Source organism: Streptomyces sp. A3M-1-3 (assembly GCF_024213665.1).
Taxonomy (GTDB): domain Bacteria; phylum Actinomycetota; class Actinomycetes; order Streptomycetales; family Streptomycetaceae; genus Streptomyces.
On sequence record NZ_JANAVP010000001.1, the window covers coordinates 224,171 to 243,223 of the forward strand.

17 protein-coding genes and 1 pseudogene are annotated in these 19,053 nt (G+C 70.2%); 7 read left to right on the top strand and 11 right to left on the bottom strand.

The genetic code is table 11. The features are described from left to right. Window positions 1-394: 394 nt before the first annotated feature. Window positions 395-1,480 (bottom strand): branched-chain amino acid aminotransferase, encoded by a 1,086-nt coding sequence (locus NLX86_RS01085; RefSeq protein WP_254369612.1) that lies wholly within the window; start codon window positions 1,478-1,480, stop codon window positions 395-397. Between the two features lie 244 nt (window positions 1,481-1,724). Beyond that, window positions 1,725-2,762, bottom strand: a complete 1,038-nt coding sequence (locus NLX86_RS01090) for a 3-isopropylmalate dehydrogenase (RefSeq protein WP_254369613.1) — start codon at window positions 2,760-2,762, stop codon at window positions 1,725-1,727. Window positions 2,763-2,950: 188 nt separating this feature from the next. On the opposite strand from NLX86_RS01090, the pseudogene NLX86_RS34655 reads away from it, so the two are divergent. Continuing rightward, window positions 2,951-3,685: pseudogene (locus NLX86_RS34655) on the top strand (fibronectin type III domain-containing protein); the annotation flags it as partial. Between the two features lie 430 nt (window positions 3,686-4,115). On the opposite strand, the gene NLX86_RS01100 reads toward NLX86_RS34655, so the two are convergent. Further along, window positions 4,116-5,003 carry a LysR family transcriptional regulator gene (locus tag NLX86_RS01100; protein WP_254369615.1) on the bottom strand — a complete coding sequence of 296 codons (888 nt, stop codon included), beginning with the start codon at window positions 5,001-5,003 and terminating at the stop codon, window positions 4,116-4,118. Between the two features lie 101 nt (window positions 5,004-5,104). Here NLX86_RS01100 and NLX86_RS01105 point away from each other — a divergent pair, with 101 nt between their 5' ends. From NLX86_RS01105 to NLX86_RS01115, 3 genes are read left to right on the top strand one after another with little or no spacing between them, the layout of a single operon-like run. Continuing rightward, window positions 5,105-6,109 carry an NADP-dependent oxidoreductase gene (locus tag NLX86_RS01105; protein ID WP_254369616.1) on the top strand — a complete coding sequence of 335 codons (1,005 nt, stop codon included), beginning with the start codon at window positions 5,105-5,107 and terminating at the stop codon, window positions 6,107-6,109. A 36-nt stretch (window positions 6,110-6,145) separates the two neighbouring features. Then, the gene (locus tag NLX86_RS01110; protein ID WP_254369617.1) at window positions 6,146-6,484 is read left to right on the top strand and encodes a PadR family transcriptional regulator; all 339 of its coding nucleotides are present in this window, start codon (window positions 6,146-6,148) and stop codon (window positions 6,482-6,484) included. Further along, entirely contained in the window at window positions 6,481-7,239 is a 759-nt protein-coding gene (locus NLX86_RS01115) for a DUF2812 domain-containing protein (protein ID WP_254369618.1), read from the top strand. Before NLX86_RS01110 ends, NLX86_RS01115 begins: the two co-directional genes overlap by 4 nt. Window positions 7,240-7,248: 9 nt before the next feature. On the opposite strand, the gene NLX86_RS01120 is transcribed toward NLX86_RS01115, so the two are convergent. Beyond that, window positions 7,249-7,806: a GNAT family N-acetyltransferase gene (locus tag NLX86_RS01120; RefSeq protein ID WP_254369619.1), complete on the bottom strand. Its 558-nt coding sequence runs from the start codon at window positions 7,804-7,806 to the stop codon at window positions 7,249-7,251. A gap of 190 nt (window positions 7,807-7,996) precedes the next feature. On the opposite strand from NLX86_RS01120, the gene NLX86_RS01125 reads away from it, so the two are divergent. Beyond that, window positions 7,997-8,134 (top strand): hypothetical protein, encoded by a 138-nt coding sequence (locus NLX86_RS01125; RefSeq protein WP_254369620.1) that lies wholly within the window; start codon window positions 7,997-7,999, stop codon window positions 8,132-8,134. A 360-nt stretch (window positions 8,135-8,494) separates the two neighbouring features. On the opposite strand, the gene NLX86_RS01130 is transcribed toward NLX86_RS01125, so the two are convergent. From NLX86_RS01130 to NLX86_RS01140, 3 genes are all read right to left on the bottom strand, one after another. Continuing rightward, complete coding sequence (locus tag NLX86_RS01130; protein WP_254369621.1) at window positions 8,495-8,956, bottom strand: prevent-host-death family protein; 462 nt, start codon at window positions 8,954-8,956, stop codon at window positions 8,495-8,497. 118 nt (window positions 8,957-9,074) lie between these two features. Further along, window positions 9,075-10,706: an L-glutamate gamma-semialdehyde dehydrogenase gene (gene pruA, locus NLX86_RS01135; RefSeq protein ID WP_254369622.1), complete on the bottom strand. Its 1,632-nt coding sequence runs from the start codon at window positions 10,704-10,706 to the stop codon at window positions 9,075-9,077. Between the two features lie 125 nt (window positions 10,707-10,831). Then, window positions 10,832-11,758 carry a proline dehydrogenase family protein gene (locus NLX86_RS01140; RefSeq protein ID WP_254369623.1) on the bottom strand — a complete coding sequence of 309 codons (927 nt, stop codon included), beginning with the start codon at window positions 11,756-11,758 and terminating at the stop codon, window positions 10,832-10,834. A gap of 173 nt (window positions 11,759-11,931) precedes the next feature. Here NLX86_RS01140 and NLX86_RS01145 point away from each other — a divergent pair, with 173 nt between their 5' ends. After that, window positions 11,932-13,209 (top strand): helix-turn-helix domain-containing protein, encoded by a 1,278-nt coding sequence (locus NLX86_RS01145; protein WP_254369624.1) that lies wholly within the window; start codon window positions 11,932-11,934, stop codon window positions 13,207-13,209. Window positions 13,210-13,287: 78 nt separating this feature from the next. Here NLX86_RS01145 and NLX86_RS01150 read toward each other — a convergent pair whose 3' ends face one another. Then, window positions 13,288-13,860, bottom strand: coding sequence for a TetR/AcrR family transcriptional regulator (locus tag NLX86_RS01150; protein ID WP_254369625.1), 573 nt, complete (start codon window positions 13,858-13,860; stop codon window positions 13,288-13,290). A 95-nt stretch (window positions 13,861-13,955) separates the two neighbouring features. Here NLX86_RS01150 and NLX86_RS01155 point away from each other — a divergent pair, with 95 nt between their 5' ends. Next, on the top strand, window positions 13,956-15,521 hold the full coding sequence (locus NLX86_RS01155) for an MFS transporter (protein ID WP_254369626.1): 1,566 nt from the start codon (window positions 13,956-13,958) through the stop codon (window positions 15,519-15,521). Between the two features lie 82 nt (window positions 15,522-15,603). Here NLX86_RS01155 and serA read toward each other — a convergent pair whose 3' ends face one another. The 3 genes from serA to ilvN all read right to left on the bottom strand — a co-directional run bounded on the left by serA (window position 15,604) and on the right by ilvN (window position 19,038). Beyond that, window positions 15,604-17,196, bottom strand: coding sequence for a phosphoglycerate dehydrogenase (gene serA / locus NLX86_RS01160; protein WP_254369627.1), 1,593 nt, complete (start codon window positions 17,194-17,196; stop codon window positions 15,604-15,606). A gap of 229 nt (window positions 17,197-17,425) precedes the next feature. Beyond that, a complete protein-coding gene (ilvC, locus tag NLX86_RS01165; protein ID WP_254369628.1) occupies window positions 17,426-18,427 on the bottom strand; it encodes a ketol-acid reductoisomerase in 1,002 nt (333 codons plus the stop codon). A gap of 86 nt (window positions 18,428-18,513) precedes the next feature. Further along, a complete protein-coding gene (gene ilvN / locus NLX86_RS01170; RefSeq protein ID WP_254369629.1) occupies window positions 18,514-19,038 on the bottom strand; it encodes an acetolactate synthase small subunit in 525 nt (174 codons plus the stop codon). Window positions 19,039-19,053: the final 15 nt, after the last annotated feature.

Here is a 19,053-nt window from a genome sequence, read left to right on the forward strand (position 1 = left end):
GGCTTGCGGCGTCCTGGGCCGTCCGGGTTAACGTGATCGTGTGATCTGGGACGCCGGGTACGGCGCCGGCGTGCGGGGCCCCCGCTCCACCGGAGTGATGGTTCAGGGCCTCCCCGTCGCCTCTGGCCGTACCCATTTGGCCGGATCGCGCAGGGAACCGACCTCCCGGACCCGGACCACGCACAGGATCGTGTCGCCGCCCCGGGGTTGAGTACGCCGGGGACCAGTGCGCCCAAGACCGTTCGGGGCGTGCGGCTGAGCAGACTCACTCCTGCTCAGTCAAGAGGAACGGTGCGGGTGTACTCCGTACCCCCGCGTTCAGGGTGGGGACGACAACGCGGAGGCCCGCGCCCCGGGAAACCGGGCGCGGGCCTCCGTACAAGTGCGGCTCGACTCAGCCGAGCTTGTGCATCCAGCCGTGGGTGTCCTCGGCCGCGCCGGTCTGGAGGTCCAGCAGCGCCTTGCGGAGCTCCATCGTGACCTTGCCGGGCTGCCCGTCGGCCTGGGTCCAGTTCGCGCGGGCGGACTTCACCGAGCCGACCGGTGTGATGACCGCGGCCGTGCCGCAGGCGAAGACCTCGGTCAGGGTGCCGTTCTCGTTGTCGCGCTTCCAGTCCTCGGTGGAGATCCGGCCCTCGACCGCCTCGTAGCCGAGGTCCTTGGCGATCTTGAGGAGGGAGTCGCGGGTGATGCCGGGGAGGAGGGAGCCGGTGAGCTCGGGGGTGACGATGCGGTCGCCGTACACGAAGTACAGGTTCATGCCGCCCATTTCCTCGATCCAGCGGTGCTCGACGGCGTCCAGCCACACCACCTGGTCGCAACCGTGCTCGGCCGCCTGCGCCTGCGCGACCAGCGAGGCCGCGTAGTTCCCGCCGGTCTTGGCCGCGCCTGTGCCGCCCTTGACCGCGCGGACGTACTCCTCCGAGAGCCACACCGAGACGGGCTTCACGCCGCCGGGGAAGTACGCACCGGCGGGCGAGGCGATCACGATGAAGAGGTACTCGTTGGCCGGCTTCACACCGAGCCCGACCTCGCTCGCGAACATGAAGGGACGCAGGTACAGCGAAGCCTCACCCGAACTGGGGACCCATGCCTTGTCCTGGTTGACGAGCGCGTCGCATGCCTCGATGAAGAGGTCCACGGGAAGCTCGGGCATGGCCAGGCGGCGGGCCGACCGCTGGAAGCGCTCCGCGTTCGCGTCGGGCCGGAAGGTCGACACCGTGCCGTCGGGCTGGCGGTAGGCCTTCAGGCCCTCGAAGATCGTCTGCGCGTAGTGCAGCGTCATGTTGGCCGGGTCGATGGACAGCGGCGCGTACGGGACGAGCTGCGCGTCGTGCCAGCCGCGGCCTTCCGTCCACTTGACCGTGACCATGTGGTCGGTGAAGTGGCGGCCGAATCCGGGGCTGACCAGGATCGCCTCGCGCTCCGCGTCGGACAGCGGGTGCGAGGAGGGCTTGAGCTCGATCGTGGGCGTCGTCATGAGTGCTTGTCCTTCACCGGTTGTGTGTGACGGACCGCGCTCACGCCTACTAGGACGTCCGAGCTTTCTCCCGCATGTCGCGGCCCACGTTCGATTATCGCGTCTGTGGGGCCCGGCGGTCCCCCCGGACGGAGTCCGGAGGAGATACGGCGAATCCGCGGCCCAGGATGATGGTGGCACCCGGCGGCCGCAAAGCACAGCCGCCGGGTTCGGTGACCCGGCGGCTGAGGGACGTTCGCGCGGGTCAGCTCGCTACACGTACCGCGAGCGCGTCGCCGATCTCGTCGGTCGTACGGGACCCCTGGCGCTCGGCGAGGTCGGCGGCGACCGCGGCCTCGATCCGGGCCGCCTCGCTCTCGTACCCGACGTGGCGCAGCAGGAGCGCGACGGACAGCACGGTCGCGGTGGGGTCGGCCTTGCCCTGGCCCGCGATGTCGGGCGCGGAGCCGTGGACGGGCTCGAACATCGACGGGAAGGCGCCCGTCGGGTTGATGTTGCCTGAGGCCGCGAGCCCGATGCCACCGGTGACGGCGGCGGCGAGGTCGGTGAGGATGTCGCCGAAGAGGTTGTCGGTGACGATGACGTCGAAGCGCTCGGGCTGAGTGACGAAGAAGATCGTCGCGGCGTCGACGTGCAGGTAGTCGGTGGTGACCTCGGGGTACTCCTGGCCGACCCGGTCGAAGATGTTCTTCCACAGGTGGCCGGCGTACACGAGCACGTTGTTCTTGTGGACGAGCGTCAGCTTCTTGCGGGGGCGGGCGTTGGCCCGCTCGTACGCGTCGCGGACGACCCGCTCCACGCCGTACGCGGTGTTGACGCTGACCTCGGTCGCGACCTCGGCGGGGGTGCCGGTGCGCAGCGAGCCGCCGTTGCCGGTGTACGGGCCCTCGGTGCCCTCGCGGACGACGACGAAGTCGATGTCGGGGCGGCCGGCCAGCGGAGTCGCAGTGTTGGGGAACAGCTTCGACGGGCGCAGGTTGATGAAGTGGTCGAAGGCGAACCGCAGTTTCAGCAGCAGCCCGCGCTCGAGGACGCCGGAGGGGACCGAGGGGTCGCCGATCGCGCCGAGCAGGATCGCGTCGTGCTGCTTGAGGGCGTCGAGCTCCGCGTCCGGGAGGGTCTCTCCGGTGCGGTGCCAGCGCCGCGCGCCGAGGTCGTACTCCTTGGTCTCCAGCTTCACATCCTGCGGGAGCACCGCGGCAAGGACCTTCAGGCCCTGAGCCACGACTTCCTGGCCGATGCCGTCACCGGGGATCACTGCGAGATTGAGGCTGCGAGACATGTCGGCACCCTACTCCGCGTCCCAGTGAATGACATGTGCTGTCCGCCATTCGGGACGCCGGATCGGCCGGAGATTCGTTGAACTTCGTTCATCCCGCGCATGGCGCGCAGTCGGAAGTTACTGGCAAGTTCAAGAGCCGTGACCGATACCCCTACCCCACGTATGGGCATCCCCGAGCAGCTCGCCGCATGAGCATGCCGGAGCAGCTCGAGTATCTGCGGACGAAGCTGTCCCGGCGTCGCGTGCTGGCCGGCACCGCGGCGGGCGGCGGGCTGCTGCTCGGCAGTGCCTCCCCGGCCGGCGCCGCGACTCCCACGCTTCGGCGCGCCCCCACCCTGCACACGGCCCCCGCGACCGCCGGCGTCGACGATTCGCTCGTCGCGCCCTTCGGCCGGCATCTCGCCTTCGGCGCCGACCCCAAGACCCAGATGCGGGTCTCCTGGCAGGTGCCGCTGGCGGTGAAGCAGCCGTACCTGCGGGTGGGGCTCAAGCCGTGGGAGCTGAGCCGGAAAATCGAGGCCGAGGTGCGCGCGCTGCACACGCCGTCGCTGTCCCGGAAGCAGCCCGCGGTCGACCAGTTCTATCCGCATGTCGCCCTGGACGGGCTGAAGCCCGGCACGACGTACTACTACGGGGTCGGCCACGACGGCTTCGACCCGGCGGACGCGTCGCGCATCAGCACCATCGGCTCGTTCCGCACCGCGCCCGCCCGGCCGGAGACGTTCGTCTTCACGGCCTTCGGCGACCAGGGCGTCAGCTACCACGCCCTCAGCAACGACCAGTTGATACTGGGGGCAGAACCCGTCCTTCCATCTGCCGCGGGCGACATCTGCTACGCGGACAGCAGCGGGCTGGGCAAGGAGTCGGACACGTACGACGCGCGGGTGTGGGACCAGTTCCTGACGCAGACGGAGAGCGTGGCGTCGCGGCTTCTCGTTCCTCGCGGTGGAGGCGGAGGCCTGCGCGGCACCGAAGCTGAAGGTGTCCGCGCTCGCCGAGAGCGGCGAGCGCATCGACTACTTCGAGGTGAAGCGGGGTCAGTAGGCCGGTCAGTGGCCGGTGGAGCCGCCGTTGTCCCTGCGGTCGAGGGCTCGCTGCAGGGCGGCGGCGGCGTTCTTGCGCTCGGTCTCGCTCGTACGGGGGGTATGGCGGACGCGGCGGCGGAGGGTCGTCTCGGGCATGGTGATCGACTCCTTGAGATCACGAAGATGATTTCGAGGCGCCGGAAGGGGCGGGGAGCGTGCCGCAGGGGTTGCCTGCACGGGGGCACGGACTCACGACCGCCATTCGCTGGATCGAGCGAGACGTTCGGCTTCTACAAAGCTAAGTCAGTACCGGCTGTCTGTCTCACAATTACTCGGACTTCCTACTATCTGAGACGGCGAGGGATCTCAGCTCCCGGATGAGGGCGCGGACGGCGGCCGTCCGGGCCTGCTCAGGGGTGGTGACGTAGCCCACTGAACGGGTGGGGCGCTCCGGTCCGAGATCGGTGATCTCGATTCCGTCCGGTGCTCCGGTCAGGGAGAGCGCCGGCATGATCGCCATGCCCAGCCCGCGTTCCACCATGGACAGCACGACCCCGTCGTCCTCGGCCTCCACGGTCGCGCGCGGGAGCCAGTCCTGCTCGGCCCACCACCGCCGGGTGTACGACGTGCAGTTCTCGGCCCAGTCGACGAGCGGCAGCGAGCGCGGGTCGGGGTGTCCGGTGCGATGGACCAGCGCGTACGGCTCCTCGATCAGTACGCCGCCGACCAGCTCGGGCGGTATCGGCGAGGAGGTGCCGATGGTGGCGATGCCCAGGTCGGCACGGCCGTCGGCGACCTCGCCGGCCGCGCCCCGGCCCAGCTCGCGCACCACCCTGACCTCGGGCCGGAGGGCGGGGTGGCGTGCGGTGAGCCGTTCGAGTGCGGAGGGGAGCAGGTGCAGCGCCGCGCTGCGGAAGGCGGCGATACGCAGCGGCCCGGCGACGGTGCCGCTCTCCGCGCCGCGCGCCTCGGCGGCCATGACGTCCAGCAGCCGGAGGATGCGGCGGGCGTGGGCGACGGTCCGGGTACCGGCTGCCGTGGGGCGGGCGCCCCGCCTGCTCCGCTCGAAGAGCACCGCTCCGAGTTTGGCTTCGCTGCTCCGCACCGAGTGCGACACCGCGGACTGGGTCAGGCCGAGCGCGGCGGCGGCCGTGAAGCCGGCCTCGCTCTCGACGGCCACGAGTATCCGCAGTTCGTGCGGCGCCAGATCGGCCACGGGCCTCTCACCTCGTTCTATGAGCAGTGTTCATGGATGCCGGACCTTCCATGAGGGCAACCGAGTGCCCGGCCGCGGGATTCCTTCCTACGGTCGTCGGCATGACGACCACCCGCGTAATCGCCGTGCACCAAGTCGCCCGCCCCCATGGGTTCCCGACACCCGGCCACTTCTCGTTCGTCGAGTCGCCACTCCCGGTCCCCGCGCCCGGCACGGCCCTGGTGGAGAACCTCCACCTCTCCGTGGACCCGTACCACCGCGAGATGATGGACGGCGACTTCGAGCTGAACACCCCGCTGGAGGGCCGCTCCCTCGGCCGGGTCCTGGACTCCCGCTCCCCCGCCCTCAAGGAGGGCGACCTCGTCTTCCACCGCCAGGGCTGGCGCACGCACGCGCTCGTCACCCCCGGTGCGGACGGCACCCGCAGGATCACCCCGTACGAAGGAGTGCCGCTCTCCGCGTACTTGAGCATCCTCGGCGGCACGGGACTCACCGCGTACGTCGCCCTCACCCGCACGCTGCGCCTCCAGCCCGGCGAGGATCTCTTCATCTCGGCCGCGGCGGGCGGGGTGGGCACCGCCGCCGGCCGGATCGCCCGGCTGCTGGGAGCCGGGCGGATCGTCGGCAGCGCGGGTTCCGCGGCGAAGGTCGGGCACCTGACCGGCCGGCTCGGTTTCGACGCGGCTTTCGACTACCACGACGGCCCGGTCGGCGAGTTGCTGGCCAAGGCCGCGCCCGACGGCATCGACGCGTACGTCGACAACGTCGGCGGGGATCACCTGGCGGGCGCCATCGACGCCCTGCGCGACCACGGCCGGATCGCCTGGGTGGGCGCGATCGCCCAGTACAACGGCGGCCGGCCGCCGGCCGCGCCCCGCAATCTCTTCGACATCGTGGCGAAGAGCCTGCGCCTGGAGGGCGTACTGGTCCGCGACTACGCCCATCTGCAGGGCGAGTTGGAGGAGTTCCTGGCGCCGCATCTGCGCAGCGGGCGGATCGCGCCGGTCGAGACGGTGGTGGACGGCTTCGAGCGGACCGTGGACGCCTTCCTCGGCATGCTGCGGGGCCAGAACACCGGCAAGATGGTGGTCCGCGTAGCCAGCTAGGTTGTATTTCTATCTAGGTGATGCTGGAATACATGCATGGCCGCAGACCGCAGATCCAGCTGGCTCAAGGGCGTCCTTGACCTCCTCGTCCTCTCCTGCCTCACGGAAGGGGAGAGTTACGGCTACGAGATCTCGAAGTCGCTGGCCGCCGCCGGGCTCGGCGAGATCAAGGGCGGGACGCTCTATCCCGTGCTCAACCGGCTCGAGGAAGCCGGGCTGGTCGTCGGGGAGTTCCGGGCCGCCGAGCGCGGCCCCGGGCGCCGCTACTACCGGCTGACCGACGCCGGGCGCCGGGCGCGGGCCGAACAGGGGGCGTCCTGGCTGGAGTTCCACACGGCCGTCACGTCGATGCTGACCACAGGGGGAACGTCATGACCGAGACCACCGACTACTTCGACGCACTCGCCGCCGCTTTGCGGAAGGGGGGTATGGAGGGGCTGGATGTGGCGGCGACCGTCGCCGAACTCAACGGCTACCTCGCCGAGACCGGGGCAGCCGCGCAGGAGGAGTTCGGTCCGGTCGAGGAGTTCGCGGCCCGGCTGGCCGGCGGAGCGTCACCGGCCGAAGAGCCGACCGCCGAGGCGGAGACCTGGAAGTGGGCCGCCGACATCTACGTCGACCGCAAGCACCTCAACGCGTACGGGGACGAGGGCTGGGAGGTCGAGCGCATCGACCGGCTCGGCCGCTTCGTGAGCCGTCGCGAGCCGGGGGCCGCGATGCGCTGGGAGTACCGGCGCGAGGTCACAAGAATCCACGACCGAAGCGCGGTGGCGGCGGACCTCGCCCCCGAGGGCTGGGAAGTCTGCGGCCAGTGGCTGTACTTCCAGTACTTCAAGCGCCCGAAGGCGGCGAGCGCGGGTCCGGCGGCGGCGATCGACGCCCCGCCCGAGGCGCCGGGCCGGTGGCTCTTCCTCAGCCGCGGCTACCGCAAGCAGCTGTGGGGCGCGCTGGCGGCCATGCTGGTGAGTGGCACGGTCACGGCCTGTGCGGTGAGGTGGGGAGCGAACGTCACGGCCATCCTGATCGGCGCCGCGGTCGCCGCTCCGATCGGCGGCCTGCTGGGCTGGTACAGGGTCAAGCGGGACATCCTCACCGGCGCCGAGGAGTACCGGGGAGGCCGCAGCGGCTGACCGTACCTCCTACAGCAGGTCCCCGTCGCGCCAGTCGAAGATCAGCTCCGAGGCGGGGTCCGGGAGGGCCCCGCCCGTCGGCGGACGGACGTAGGTGGAGTCCTCCTCGTCCGGCAGCGGCACGATGCCGTCCGGTCCGAGCGCGGCGATCCGGCCGGGCCAGAGCTGCCAGCCACGGGCGGTGTAGAGCGCGGCGCCGTCGTCGGACGCCGAGAGCGCCCCCAGTTCGTACGCCCCGTCGATCACCTGCTCCAGCGCGTCCATGACCCGTCCGCCCAGCCCCTGCCGGCGGCGGTCGGCGCGCACGCCGACCGCCTCGATGTAGCCGACGCGGTACGACCGCCCCCGGTGCAGCACCCGGCGCTGGATCACACTGCCGTGCGCGGCGAGCCCGCGCGTGTCCCGTATGAACGCGTGGACGCCGCCCAGCCCGTGGTCCCAGTCCTGGTCACCGAAGTCGCCCTCGAACGCGGCGATCAGCAGAGCGCGGATCTCCCGGAGGGCAGCCGGGGTCAGCTCAAAGGTATGTGCGGTACGCAGAAGCTCAGTACGCGGGGCCTCAGTCATGCCCCCACTCTCCCAGGCGCGGGGGCGGCACCGAGCCGCGCCCGCACCGCCGTCAGGCCGGCCTCGAACTGGGCTCCGCCCGGCGCGGCCTGCGCCACTACGCCACTACGCCACGGCAGTGAATCGCGGTTCCGGAGCCGGCCGCAAACTCAAGTGCCGGCCGTGGGCCGCTCTTGACACAGTCCCCCGCATGTCCAAGACCGCCAAGCTCGCCCGCGCCGTCGGCGTGCCGCGGCTCGTCCGTATCCACCGCTCGATCCGGGGCGCGGACCGCCTCGACGGTCTCGTCCTTGGCACGTCCCCCGCCTGGCCCCTTCTCGCCGTCTGAGAGGACCTTCGACTGGACGGCTTCGCCGCCGTACGGACCCCCGACATCACCCGGGTCCGCCGCCTCGGCGACGAGGACGCCCTGACGCTGCGGGTTCTGCTGCGCCGGGGTCACTGGCCGCCGGTCCATCCCCCGCTCGACCTGACCACGTCCTCAGGTCTCGTCCGGGACCTGACGGCCCACCACCCCTTCGCCTTGCACGAGGAGAACCGCGATCCGGACGTCTGCTGGGTCGGCCGGCCGGCCGGCTACCGCGGCAAGCGCTTCGGGGTGCTGGAGGTCGGCCCGGAGGCACGGTGGTCACCGGCTCCCACGGAGTTCCGCTGCAAGCGCCTCACCCGTATCGACTTCGGCGGACATTCACGGCGCGGTCACTTCGCCGTGATCTTCGTCGGGCAGCTCGCGCGTCAGCTGCTCGGTCAGCGCCGGGTCTGCGAGGATCCGGGCGGTCGCCCGCCATTCGACGATGACCCGGTGCAGGCCGGCGTGCACATCCAGCTCGGCTGCGTCGCGCGTGGCGTCGATGAGCTCGAGCACGAGCTGCCTGGTTTCGTCCGCAGACAAATGCCGCACCCAGTGGAAGACGCGGGGCAGAGCCTCTCTTATCGCGCGGGCTCCGTCGTCGCTGCTGATGAGCGCGGCCAGGATCCGGGCAGTGACGTCCGCGGTTTCCTCCCGGTGCCGGTCATGCCGAGCAGTCGTGAGATACAGGTCCTCGCCGTCGCGGCGCGTAATGTGGACGCGATGGGACGCGTCGAGAGTGTCGGCAACCCGCTTGGAGTTCTTCGACAGCTCGGAGAAGGAGACCGTGGGCGTAGCCATACCTCCAGGTTAGTTCGGAGTGTGTTCCGAAGTCAATCGGGGTCTTCTCACGGAACGTGAACCGCCCCCGGGCCGGCGTGAGGGCCGGAGCGGGGGCGGGGTCACAGGGAGGGGCTGGTCAGCCCATGTGCGGGTAGCGGTAGTCGGTCGGCGGGACCAGGGTCTCCTTGATGGAGCGGGTCGAGGTCCAGCGCATCAGGTTCGACGCGGCGCCCGCCTTGTCGTTGGTGCCAGAGGCGCGGCCGCCGCCGAACGGCTGCTGGCCGACCACGGCACCGGTCGACTTGTCATTGATGTAGAAGTTGCCCGCGGCGAAGCGGAGCTTCTCCATCGCGTCGGCGGCCGCGGCGCGGTCCTGGGCGATGACCGCGCCGGTCAGGGCGTACGCCGAGACGGACTCCATCTGGGCCAGCATCGCGTCGAACTGATCGTCCTCGTAGACGTGGACGGCGAGGATCGGGCCGAAGTACTCGGTCGTGAAGACCTCGTTCTCCGGATCGGTGCACTCGATGACGGTCGGGCGGACGAAGTAGCCGACCGCGTCGTCGTACGTGCCGCCCGCGACGATCGTGCAGGTCGGGTCGCCGGCGGCGCGGTCGATCGCGGCCTTGTTCTTCGCGAACGCGCGCTCGTCGATGACGGCGCCGGCGAAGTTCGTCAGGTCGGTGACGTCACCCATGGTGATGCCGTCGACCTCGGCCGCGAACTCCTCCTTGAAACCGGAGTTCCAGATGGAGGCGGGGATGTACGCACGCGAGGACGCCGAGCACTTCTGGCCCTGGAACTCGAACGAGCCACGGGTCAGGGCGGTCTTCAGGATCGCGCGGTCCGCGGACGGGTGCGCGACGACGAAGTCCTTGCCGCCCGTCTCGCCGACGAGACGCGGGTAGCCCTTGTACTTCTCGATGTTGTTGCCGACGGTCTTCCACAGGTACTGGAAGGTCTTCGTCGAGCCGGTGAAGTGGATACCGGCGAGCTCCGGGTGCTCCAGGGCGACCTCGGAGACGGCCAGGCCGTCACCGGTGACGAGGTTGATGACGCCCTTGGGCAGACCGGCCTCCTCGAGAAGCCGCATGAGCAGGACCGCGGCGTGCGTCTGGGTCGGGGACGGCTTCCAGACCACCACGTTCCCCATCAGGGCGGGCGCGGTCGGCAGGTTGCCGGCGATCGCGGTGAAGTTGAAGGGGGTGATCGCGTAGACGAAGCCCTCCAGCGGACGGTGGTCGCTGCGGTTCCACACGCCGGTGGAGTTGGCGACCGGCTGCTCGGCGAGGATCCGGCGCGCGAAGTGCACGTTGAAGCGCCAGAAGTCGATGAGCTCGCAGGGGGTGTCGATCTCGGCCTGCTGGATGGTCTTTGACTGGCCGAGCATGGTGGACGCGGCCAGCGTCTCGCGCCACGTGGTGGACAGCAGCTCGGCGGCGCGCAGGATGATCGCGGCGCGGTCGTCGAAGGCCATCGCGCGCCAGGCCGGGGCCGCGGCGAGGGCGGCGTCGATCGCGTCCTGGGCGTCCTGGGCGGTGGCGTTCGCGTACGTACCGAGGACAGCCTTGTGGTTGTGCGGCTGCACGACGTCGAAACGCTCGCCGCCGCCCATCCGCTGCACGCCGCCGATGGTCATCGGGAGGTCGATGGGGTTCTCGGCCAGCTCCTTGAGCTTGGCCTCGAGGCGGATGCGCTCGGCGGAGCCTGGGGCGTAGCCGTGCACCGGCTCGTTGACGGGGGTGGGGACCTGGGTCACAGCGTCCATGAGCTACCTCTTCCGAGTGAATCCCGGACTCCAGCCCGCGAGAGCCGAAGTCGTGTACATATGTTGGGCGGCGGTCAGGGCTTGACCTTCGCACCCGGGTGCCGACAGCTGCCGCCCACCCGGCGTCAGTTCTTGGTGATCATCGAGCGGACGAAGAACAGCAGGTTGGCCGGCTTCTCGGCGAGACGGCGCATGAAGTAGCCGTACCAGTCGGTGCCGTACGCGGTGTAGACACGCATCCGGTGCCCCTCGGCCGCGAGCCGGAGGTGCTCGTCGCTGCGGATCCCGTACAGCATCTGGAACTCGTACTCGTCCAGTTTGCGCCCGGCGCGGCGGGCGAGCTCCTGAGTGATGGCGATCAGGCGCGGGTCGTGGGACCCGATCATCGGGTAGCCGTCGCCCTCCATCAGGATCTTCAGGATGCGGACGTACGCCTTGTCGATCTCGGCCCTGTCCTGGATCGCGACGGAGGCGGGCTCCTTGTACGCACCCTTCACGATACGGACCCGGCTGCCGTTCGCGGCGAGACGGCGGGCGTCCTCCTCGGTACGGAACAGGTACGCCTGAATGACGCAGCCGGTCTGCGGGAAGTCCTTCCGCAGCTCGTCGTGGATGGCGAACATCGAGTCGAGGGTGGTGTGGTCCTCGGCGTCGAGGGTGACCGTGGTGCCGATCGCGGCCGCGGCCTCGACGACCGGGCGGACGTTGGCGAGCGCCAGCTCGTGGCCGCCCTCCAGGGACTGGCCGAACATGGACAGCTTGACCGACATCTCGGCCTTCGTGCCGAGGCCGAGCTCCTTGAGGTGCTCGATCAGGTCCAGGTACGCGTCGCGGGCGGCGAAGGCCTGCTCGCGGGTGGTGATGTCCTCGCCCACCACGTCGAGGGTGACCTCGAGGCCCTTGCCGGTGGCGTCCTCGATGACCGGGACGACCTGCTCCACCGTCTCACCGGCGATGAACCGGCCGACGACCTGCTTGGTGCCCGGGGCAGCACAGACGACACGACGCATCCTGTCGCTGCGCGACGCGGCAAGGATCACGGGACCCAGCACGGGGCACCTCCACGGAACAGGGGTTGAGGGGGGCCGAAACCGAACGAACCGGGAACGGCGCGGAGAACCACCGTGAAATCTAAGGATCGCTCCGATCGTCTGCCATCGACAGCTGTCACGCATCCGTGTCCGGGATCTCAGACATATGTCTGAAGGGATGCGAGAATGGCCGGGTGCAGGGTGACTATCAGGAACTGGTCGATGAGATCTCGGCGCTGCTGGGCGCTCCCGCGACCCTGGAGAACCGGGATTTCCGGCTGATCGCCTTCGGCGCCCACGACAGCGACGACGACCTCGCCATGGACCCGGTCAGGACCCGCTCGATCCTCACCCGGCAGTCGACGGCGGCGGTGCGGGCCTGGTTCGAAGGCTTCGGGATCGCCCGCGCGACCGCTCCGGTACGGATCCCCGCGGCGCCGGACGCGGGGGTCTTCCGGGGCCGGATCTGCCTGCCGGTGCGCCATCGGGGGGTCGTGCACGGTTACGTATGGCTGCTGGACGCGGAGCCGGGCCCGACCCCGGAGCAGCTCGCCGCGGCCATGGAGGTCGCGGCCCGCATCGGGGCGCTGCTGGCCGACGAGGCGAAGGCGGGCGCGGACCTGTCCCGGGAGTTCCGGGCCGTGCTCACCGCGGGGCGCGGCTGGCAGCGCGACATGGCGGTGGCAGCGCTCCGTGTTGCCCTCGGCCCGAACGCGGACGGGCTGCACGCGGTGCTGTGTGTGGCCCCGTGGCGGGGCGACACCCCGGAGGGCGCGGGCGGCGTCCCGGGTGCGGCGGCGGCGTGCGTGGCGCCGTGGAGGGGGCCCGGCCCGGGCGGCGACTTCGGTGCCGGCGCGGGCTCCGTCGCGGATACGGACGCGGGCGGCGGCGGCGTGGATACGGACGCAACTGGGCCGGCCCGGGCGCTGGCCGTGCTGGTGCGCCTGCGCTCAGCCGACGTACTGGCCCCCGCGCACACGGCCGCGACCAGGCTCCTCGCCACGGCCGGCGGCACCGCCGGGGGCACCGCCGGGGGCACCGCCGGGGGCACCGCCGGCGGGCCGGCCGCCGCCGGGGTCGCCGACCCGCGGCGCGGGCTCACCGAACTCGGCGCCGCCTGGCGGGAGGCGACGGCCGCCGCCCGCGCGGCGGCGGCGCAGCCACGGCTCGGCCCGGTCGCGGAGTGGGCGGCGATCGGCCCGTACCGGCTGCTGACGGCACTGCCCCGGGACCCCGCGCACGACCGCGCCGTACGCACCCTGCTCGGTCCGTCCCACACCGAACTCGCCCGCACGGCCGAGGTGTTCCTGGACCACGCGGGCCAGGCGGGCCGCGCGGCGGCGGCGTTGGGCATCCACCGGCAGACGCTGTACTACCGGCTCTCGCGGGTGGAACAGCTGACGGGACTGGACCTGGACGAGGGCGAGGACCGGCTGCTGCTGCACATGGCCCTGAAGGCGTCCCGGCTGTGACACCGCTGCAGGAACGGCGCTTCTGGGATTCCTGCGTTTCCACAGGAATCAGAGCTCAACGAATCGCGGACCCTACAACTACTTCTCCATGATCGCCCTCAGACCGTCCGTCAGGTCCTGAGCAGTGGCCGCCGTCTCCGGGTCGAGCAGGTACTGCGCCATCACCCCGACCAGCATGGCCTGGTAGACGAGGCCGACCACGCGCGCCTTCTCCGGCTCCGCCTCGGGGTCCACACCCCCGAAGTGCTGCGCCAGCCCGAGGCGGCCCTCGCCCTGGACTCCGACCAGCGCCTTGCGCAGTTCGGCGTCCTCGCTGACGCGCGAGACGATCTCGAACTGGAGCCTCCAGAGCGACCGGCTCTGCTCGAAGGACCCGACCACCCCGTTCCACACTCCGCGGAACCGTTCCATCGGATCTGGCCGGGCGGGCTCGTCCGCGTCCTGGAGAGCACCTTCGACCGAGTCGCCCCACTCCTCCGTCACCGCCATGAGGGCGTGGTTGAGCAGGGCTTCCTTGGAACCGTAGTGGTAGCCGATGGACGCCAGGTTGGTTCCCGACGCGGCCACGATGTCGCGCGCGGTCGTCCGCGCGTATCCCTTCTCGAGCAGGCAGCGCTTTGCGCCTTCGAGCAGATCCTCACGATGTCCCATGTCAGCAGCCTACCCGGTTCCATACGCACGTCCAATACGAGCGTCTTACACACTCGTATTAGACAAACGTTCAAGACGTCCGTACATTCAGCTGCATGACGAACTCCACCGCACGTCGCGCCGGCCGCAGGGAATGGACCGCCTTCACCGTCCTCCTGCTCCCCCTCCTCCTGGTCTCGATGGATGTCTCCGTCCTCTACTTCGCGATCCCGGCCATCAGCCGGGAGCTCGACCCGAGCGCCACCCAGCAGCTGTGGATCTTCGACATCTACGCCTTCGCCCTCGCCGGGCTGCTCATCACGATGGGATCGCTCGGCGACCGGATAGGCCGCCGCAAGCTGCTGCTGATCGGTGCCACCGCCTTCGGCATCGCGTCCATAGGGGCGGCGTACGCCCAGAGCGCCGAAATGCTCATCGCCGCACGGGCGTTGCTCGGCATCGGCGGGGCCACGCTGATGCCGTCGACGCTGGCGCTGGTCCGCAACATGTTCCAGGACGACAAGCAGCGCACGCAGGCGATCGGCATCTGGTCCGGGGCCATGGCCGGCGGCATCGCGCTCGGCTCGGTGATGAGCGGCATCATGCTGGACCACTTCTGGTGGGGCTCGGTGTTCCTGGTCAACGTGCCCGCGATGCTGCTCCTGCTGGTCCTGGTGCCCGTCCTGGTGCCTGAGTTCAAGGACCCTGCGCCCGGCCGCTTCGATCTGCTCAGCGTGCCGCTGTCCATGGGTGCCGTACTGCCGGTCGTCTACGGGCTGAAGGAGATCGCGGCCGAGGGCCTCGGCACGGGCAGGGCGCTGAGCATCGCGGCCGGGCTCGCCATCGGTTACGTCTTCGTCCGCCGGCAGCGCGGCCGCGCCGACGCGATGATCAGCCGTGATCTCTTCCAGGGCCGCGGCTTCGGCTCCGGGATCGCGCTCAACACCATCGCCATGTTCGCCATGATGGGCTCGGCCTATTTCACCACCCAGCACCTGCAGTCCGTACTCGGCATGGGCACCATGGAGGCCGCGTTGTGGAGCCTGGCCCCGTCCCTCGCGGTGGGGGTCGCCGCCCCGACCGCCGCCACGGTCGGCCAGAAGGTGAACCGGGCGTACGTGATCGCCGCCGGATTCCTCGTCGCCGCCACCGGTTTCGCGGTCCTCACCTTCACCGGCACGGACTCGATGTGGGTCCTGCTGGCCGGCGCGGCCGTCATCGGCTGCGGCATCGTCACCGTGATGACCCTGGTCTCCGACTTGGCGCTGGGTGCCGCTCCCGCCGAGAAGGCCGGTTCGGCCGCCTCGCTGCTGGAGACCGGCCAGGAGTTCGGCGGGGCGCTGGGCATGGCGGTCCTGGGCAGCATCGGCACCGCCGTCTACCGCCGGGACATCGCCGACAACGCCCCGGCAGGCATCCCGGCGGACGCCCTCGACACGGTCCGCGAGACCCTGGGCGGAGCGACCGTGGTCGCCGAGCGGCTGGGCGGCAAGGCCGGGGAGACGGTACTGGAGGTCGCCCGCGCGGCCTTCGTCCACGGGATGCAGTTCGCCGCCCTCGGCTCAGCGGTCCTGCTGGTCGCGGCCGCGGTTCTCGCCGCGACCCTGCTGCGGAAGTCCGGCTCGGCCGGCCCGGTCCCCGCGGAGGAGGCCCCGGCGCCCGAACTCCTCGCGGCGGGATGACCGTACGGAACGAGAAACGCCTCAGGGCCCGGTCTCCCGGGCCCTGAGGCGTACGTACGGCAGAACGTGCCGGTCAGTCGGCTCAGCCGGTGAGGTTGACCGTCCGCGCCGAGGTCGCGCCGATCTCCTCGGCGATCTCCGCCAGCACGGCCGGCGGCACCGTGTCGTCCACGGTCAGCACGACGAGTGCCTCGCCGCCCTCCTCCGCGCGCGAGACCTGCATACCGGCGATGTTCAGCCCGGCCTCGCCGAGGATCCGGCCGACCGTGCCGACCACACCGGGGCGGTCGCCGTAGCGCAGCACGACCATGTGGTCGGCGAGCGCCAGGTCCACGTCGTAGTCGCCGACCGCGACGATCTTCTGGAGGTGCTTGGGGCCGGCCAGGGTGCCGGAGACCGCGACCTCCTCGCCCCCCGACAGGGTGCCGCGGACGGTGACCACGTTGCGGTGGTCCGGGGATTCCGAGCTGGTGGTGAGGCGGACCTCCACGCCGCGCTCCTGCGCGAAGAGCGGAGCGTTCACGTACGACACGGTCTCGTCGACGACGTCCTCGAAGACGCCCTTGAGGGCGGAGAGTTCCAGCACCTTGACGTCGTGCTGGGTGATCTCGCCGTACACCTCGACATCGAGGCGGACCGCGACCTCGCCCGCGAGCGCGGTGAAGATCCGGCCGAGCTTCTCGGCGAGGGGCAGGCCCGGGCGTACGTCCTCGGCGATGACCCCGCCCTGGACGTTGACCGCGTCGGGCACCAGCTCACCGGCGAGCGCCAGGCGTACGGAGCGGGCGACCGAGATGCCCGCCTTCTCCTGGGCCTCGTCGGTGGACGCGCCGAGGTGCGGGGTGCAGACGACCTGGTCGAACTCGAAGAGCGGGGAGTCCGTGCAGGGCTCCTTCGCGTACACGTCGAGGCCCGCGCCGGCGACCCGGCCCTCCTTGAGCGCGCTGGCCAGCGCCTCCTCGTCGACGATCCCGCCACGCGCGGCGTTGACGATCCGGACCGACGGCTTCACCTTGTGCAGCGCGTCGTGGCCGATCAGACCCAGCGTCTCGGGCGTCTTGGGCAGGTGGACCGTGATGAAGTCCGAGACCTCGAGCAGCTCGTCGAGCGCGAGCAGCTTGACGCCCATCTGGGCGGCGCGCGCCGGCTGTACATAGGGGTCGTACGCGACGATCTTCATACCGAAGGCCGACATGCGCTGCGCGACCAGGACGCCGATCCGGCCGAGGCCGACGACGCCGAGGGTCTTCTCGCTCAGCTCGACGCCGGTGTACTTGGAGCGCTTCCACTCGCCGTTCTTCAGGGCGGTGTTGGCCTGCGGGATATTGCGCGCGGTGGCGACCAGCAGACCGCAGGCCAGTTCGGCGGCGGTGACGATGTTGGAGGTCGGGGCGTTCACGACCATCACGCCCGCCTTGGTGGCGGAGGAGACATCGACGTTGTCCAGACCGACACCGGCGCGGGCGACGACCCGCAGCTTCTTCGCGGCGGCGATGGCCTCCGCGTCGAGCTTGGTGGCGCTGCGTACGAGAATCGCGTCGACATCGGCGATGGCGGGGAGCAGCTCCGCACGGTCGGCGCCGTTGCAGTGCCGGATCTCGAAGTCCGGGCCGAGCGCGTCGACGGTCGCGGGCGACAGCTCTTCAGCGATGAGTACGACAGGTTTCGAGCTCACGTGAGTCCTCACAAGTCCAGTGCGGACGGCCGTCCCGACGGCCGCAGGCGGTGGAGGGGCTAGCCGCGTAGAAGACGCACGACGCTGTGGGCCTGACGCGTATGTGTTGAGCAGTCTAGTGGCGGCACGGGCCATGTTTTCCTCCCCTGTGGAAGGATCACCCGTCCGTGGTTGGCCGGTGTGGACAAGGGGCCGCGGCTCCAGTGCCGCGGCCCCCCGTCCGTACGGCCTACGCGTCGTTGTCGTCGACCCAGCTCATGAGCTTGCGGAGCTCCTTGCCGGTGGTCTCCAGCAGGTGGTCGCTGTCCGCCTTCTTGTACTCGTTGTACTTGGGCAGACCGTTGTGGTACTCGGCCATCCAGTTCTTGGCGAACGTGCCGTCCTGGATCTCGGCGAGGACCTTCTTCATCTCGGCCTTGGTCTGGTCCGTGATGATGCGGGGGCCGGTGACGTAGTCGCCCCACTCGGCGGTCTCGGAGACCGACCAGCGCATCTTCTCCAGGCCGCCCTCGTACATGAGGTCCACGATCAGCTTCAGCTCGTGGAGGCACTCGAAGTACGCGATCTCCGGCTGGTAGCCCGCCTCGACGAGAGTCTCGAAGCCCGCCTTGACGAGCGCCGAGGCGCCACCGCAGAGGACGGCCTGCTCGCCGAAGAGGTCGGTCTCGGTCTCCTCGGTGAAGGTCGTCTTGATGACGCCCGCCCGAGTGCCGCCGATGGCCTTGGCGTACGAGAGCGCGAGCTGGAAGGCGTTGCCGGTCGCGTCCTGCTCGACACCGGCGATGCACGGAACGCCGCGGCCCTCCTCGTACTGGCGGCGGACGAGGTGGCCCGGGCCCTTGGGGGCGACGAGCGCGACGTCCACGCCGGCCGGGGGCTTGATGAAGCCGTAGCGGATGTTCAGGCCGTGGCCGAAGAAGAGGGCGTCGCCGTCCTTGAGGTTGTCCTTGACGGACTCCTCGTAGACCTGGGCCTGGATCGGGTCCGGGACCAGGATCATGATGACGTCGGCCTCGGCGGCCGCCTCGGCCGGAGTCACCACGCGCAGGCCCTGCTCCTCGGCCTTGGCCTTGGACTTGGAGCCCTCGTGCAGACCGACCCGCACGTCGACACCCGAGTCACGGAGCGACAGCGCGTGGGCGTGGCCCTGGCTGCCGTATCCGATGACCGCGACCTTGCGGCCCTGGATGATGGACAGGTCGGCATCGTCGTCGTAGAACAGCTCGGCCACTGGGTTTTCTCCTATGTGTGCTGGTGTTACTTCCCACCGTACGGCGGGGATGGGTAAGAGGTTTTCTGGTCTCGCTATGCGAGCGGTCAGGCTGACCGGTCGAGCGCCCGCAGGCTGCGGTCCGTGATGGACCGACCGCCGCGCCCTATGGCGATCGTGCCGGACTGGACGAGCTCCTTGATGCCGTACGGCTCCAGCATCTTGAGCATGGCCTCCAGCTTGTCGGCCCCGCCTGTGGCCTCGATGGTGACGGCCTCCGGGGAGACGTCCACGGTCTTGGCGCGGAAGAGCTGGACGATCTCGACGATCTGGGAGCGCGTTTCGCTGTCGGCGCGCACCTTCACCAGAACAAGCTCGCGCTGGATCGCAGCGCCCGGCTCGAGTTCGACGATCTTCAGGACGTTGACCAGCTTGTTGAGCTGCTTGGTCACCTGCTCCAGCGGCAGGTCCTCGACATTGACCACGATGGTGATGCGGGAGATGTCGGGGTGCTCGGTGACGCCCACGGCGAGCGAGTCGATGTTGAAGCCGCGGCGGGAGAACAGGGCGGCGATCCTCGCCAGGATGCCCGGTGTGTTCTCGACCAGGACGGAGAGCGTGTGCTTGGACATGGTGTCGGTCTCTCT

Bases quoted from the DNA above. Each gene is read 5' to 3' on its own strand.
- NLX86_RS01105 (WP_254369616.1), top strand. From the start codon at position 5,105: ATGACGACCACCCGCGTAATCGCCGTGCACCAAGTCGCCCGCCCCCAT.
- pruA (WP_254369622.1), bottom strand. From the start codon at position 10,706: ATGGACGCTGTGACCCAGGTCCCCACCCCCGTCAACGAGCCGGTGCAC.
- ilvN (WP_254369629.1), bottom strand. From the start codon at position 19,038: ATGTCCAAGCACACGCTCTCCGTCCTGGTCGAGAACACACCGGGCATC.
- NLX86_RS01120 (WP_254369619.1), bottom strand. From the start codon at position 7,806: ATGACTGAGGCCCCGCGTACTGAGCTTCTGCGTACCGCACATACCTTT.
- NLX86_RS01085 (WP_254369612.1), bottom strand. From the start codon at position 1,480: ATGACGACGCCCACGATCGAGCTCAAGCCCTCCTCGCACCCGCTGTCC.
- NLX86_RS01110 (WP_254369617.1), top strand. From the start codon at position 6,146: ATGGCCGCAGACCGCAGATCCAGCTGGCTCAAGGGCGTCCTTGACCTC.
- NLX86_RS01125 (WP_254369620.1), top strand. From the start codon at position 7,997: ATGTCCAAGACCGCCAAGCTCGCCCGCGCCGTCGGCGTGCCGCGGCTC.
- NLX86_RS01155 (WP_254369626.1), top strand. From the start codon at position 13,956: ATGACGAACTCCACCGCACGTCGCGCCGGCCGCAGGGAATGGACCGCC.
- NLX86_RS01130 (WP_254369621.1), bottom strand. From the start codon at position 8,956: ATGGCTACGCCCACGGTCTCCTTCTCCGAGCTGTCGAAGAACTCCAAG.
- NLX86_RS01150 (WP_254369625.1), bottom strand. From the start codon at position 13,860: ATGGGACATCGTGAGGATCTGCTCGAAGGCGCAAAGCGCTGCCTGCTC.
- NLX86_RS01090 (WP_254369613.1), bottom strand. From the start codon at position 2,762: ATGTCTCGCAGCCTCAATCTCGCAGTGATCCCCGGTGACGGCATCGGC.
- NLX86_RS01115 (WP_254369618.1), top strand. From the start codon at position 6,481: ATGACCGAGACCACCGACTACTTCGACGCACTCGCCGCCGCTTTGCGG.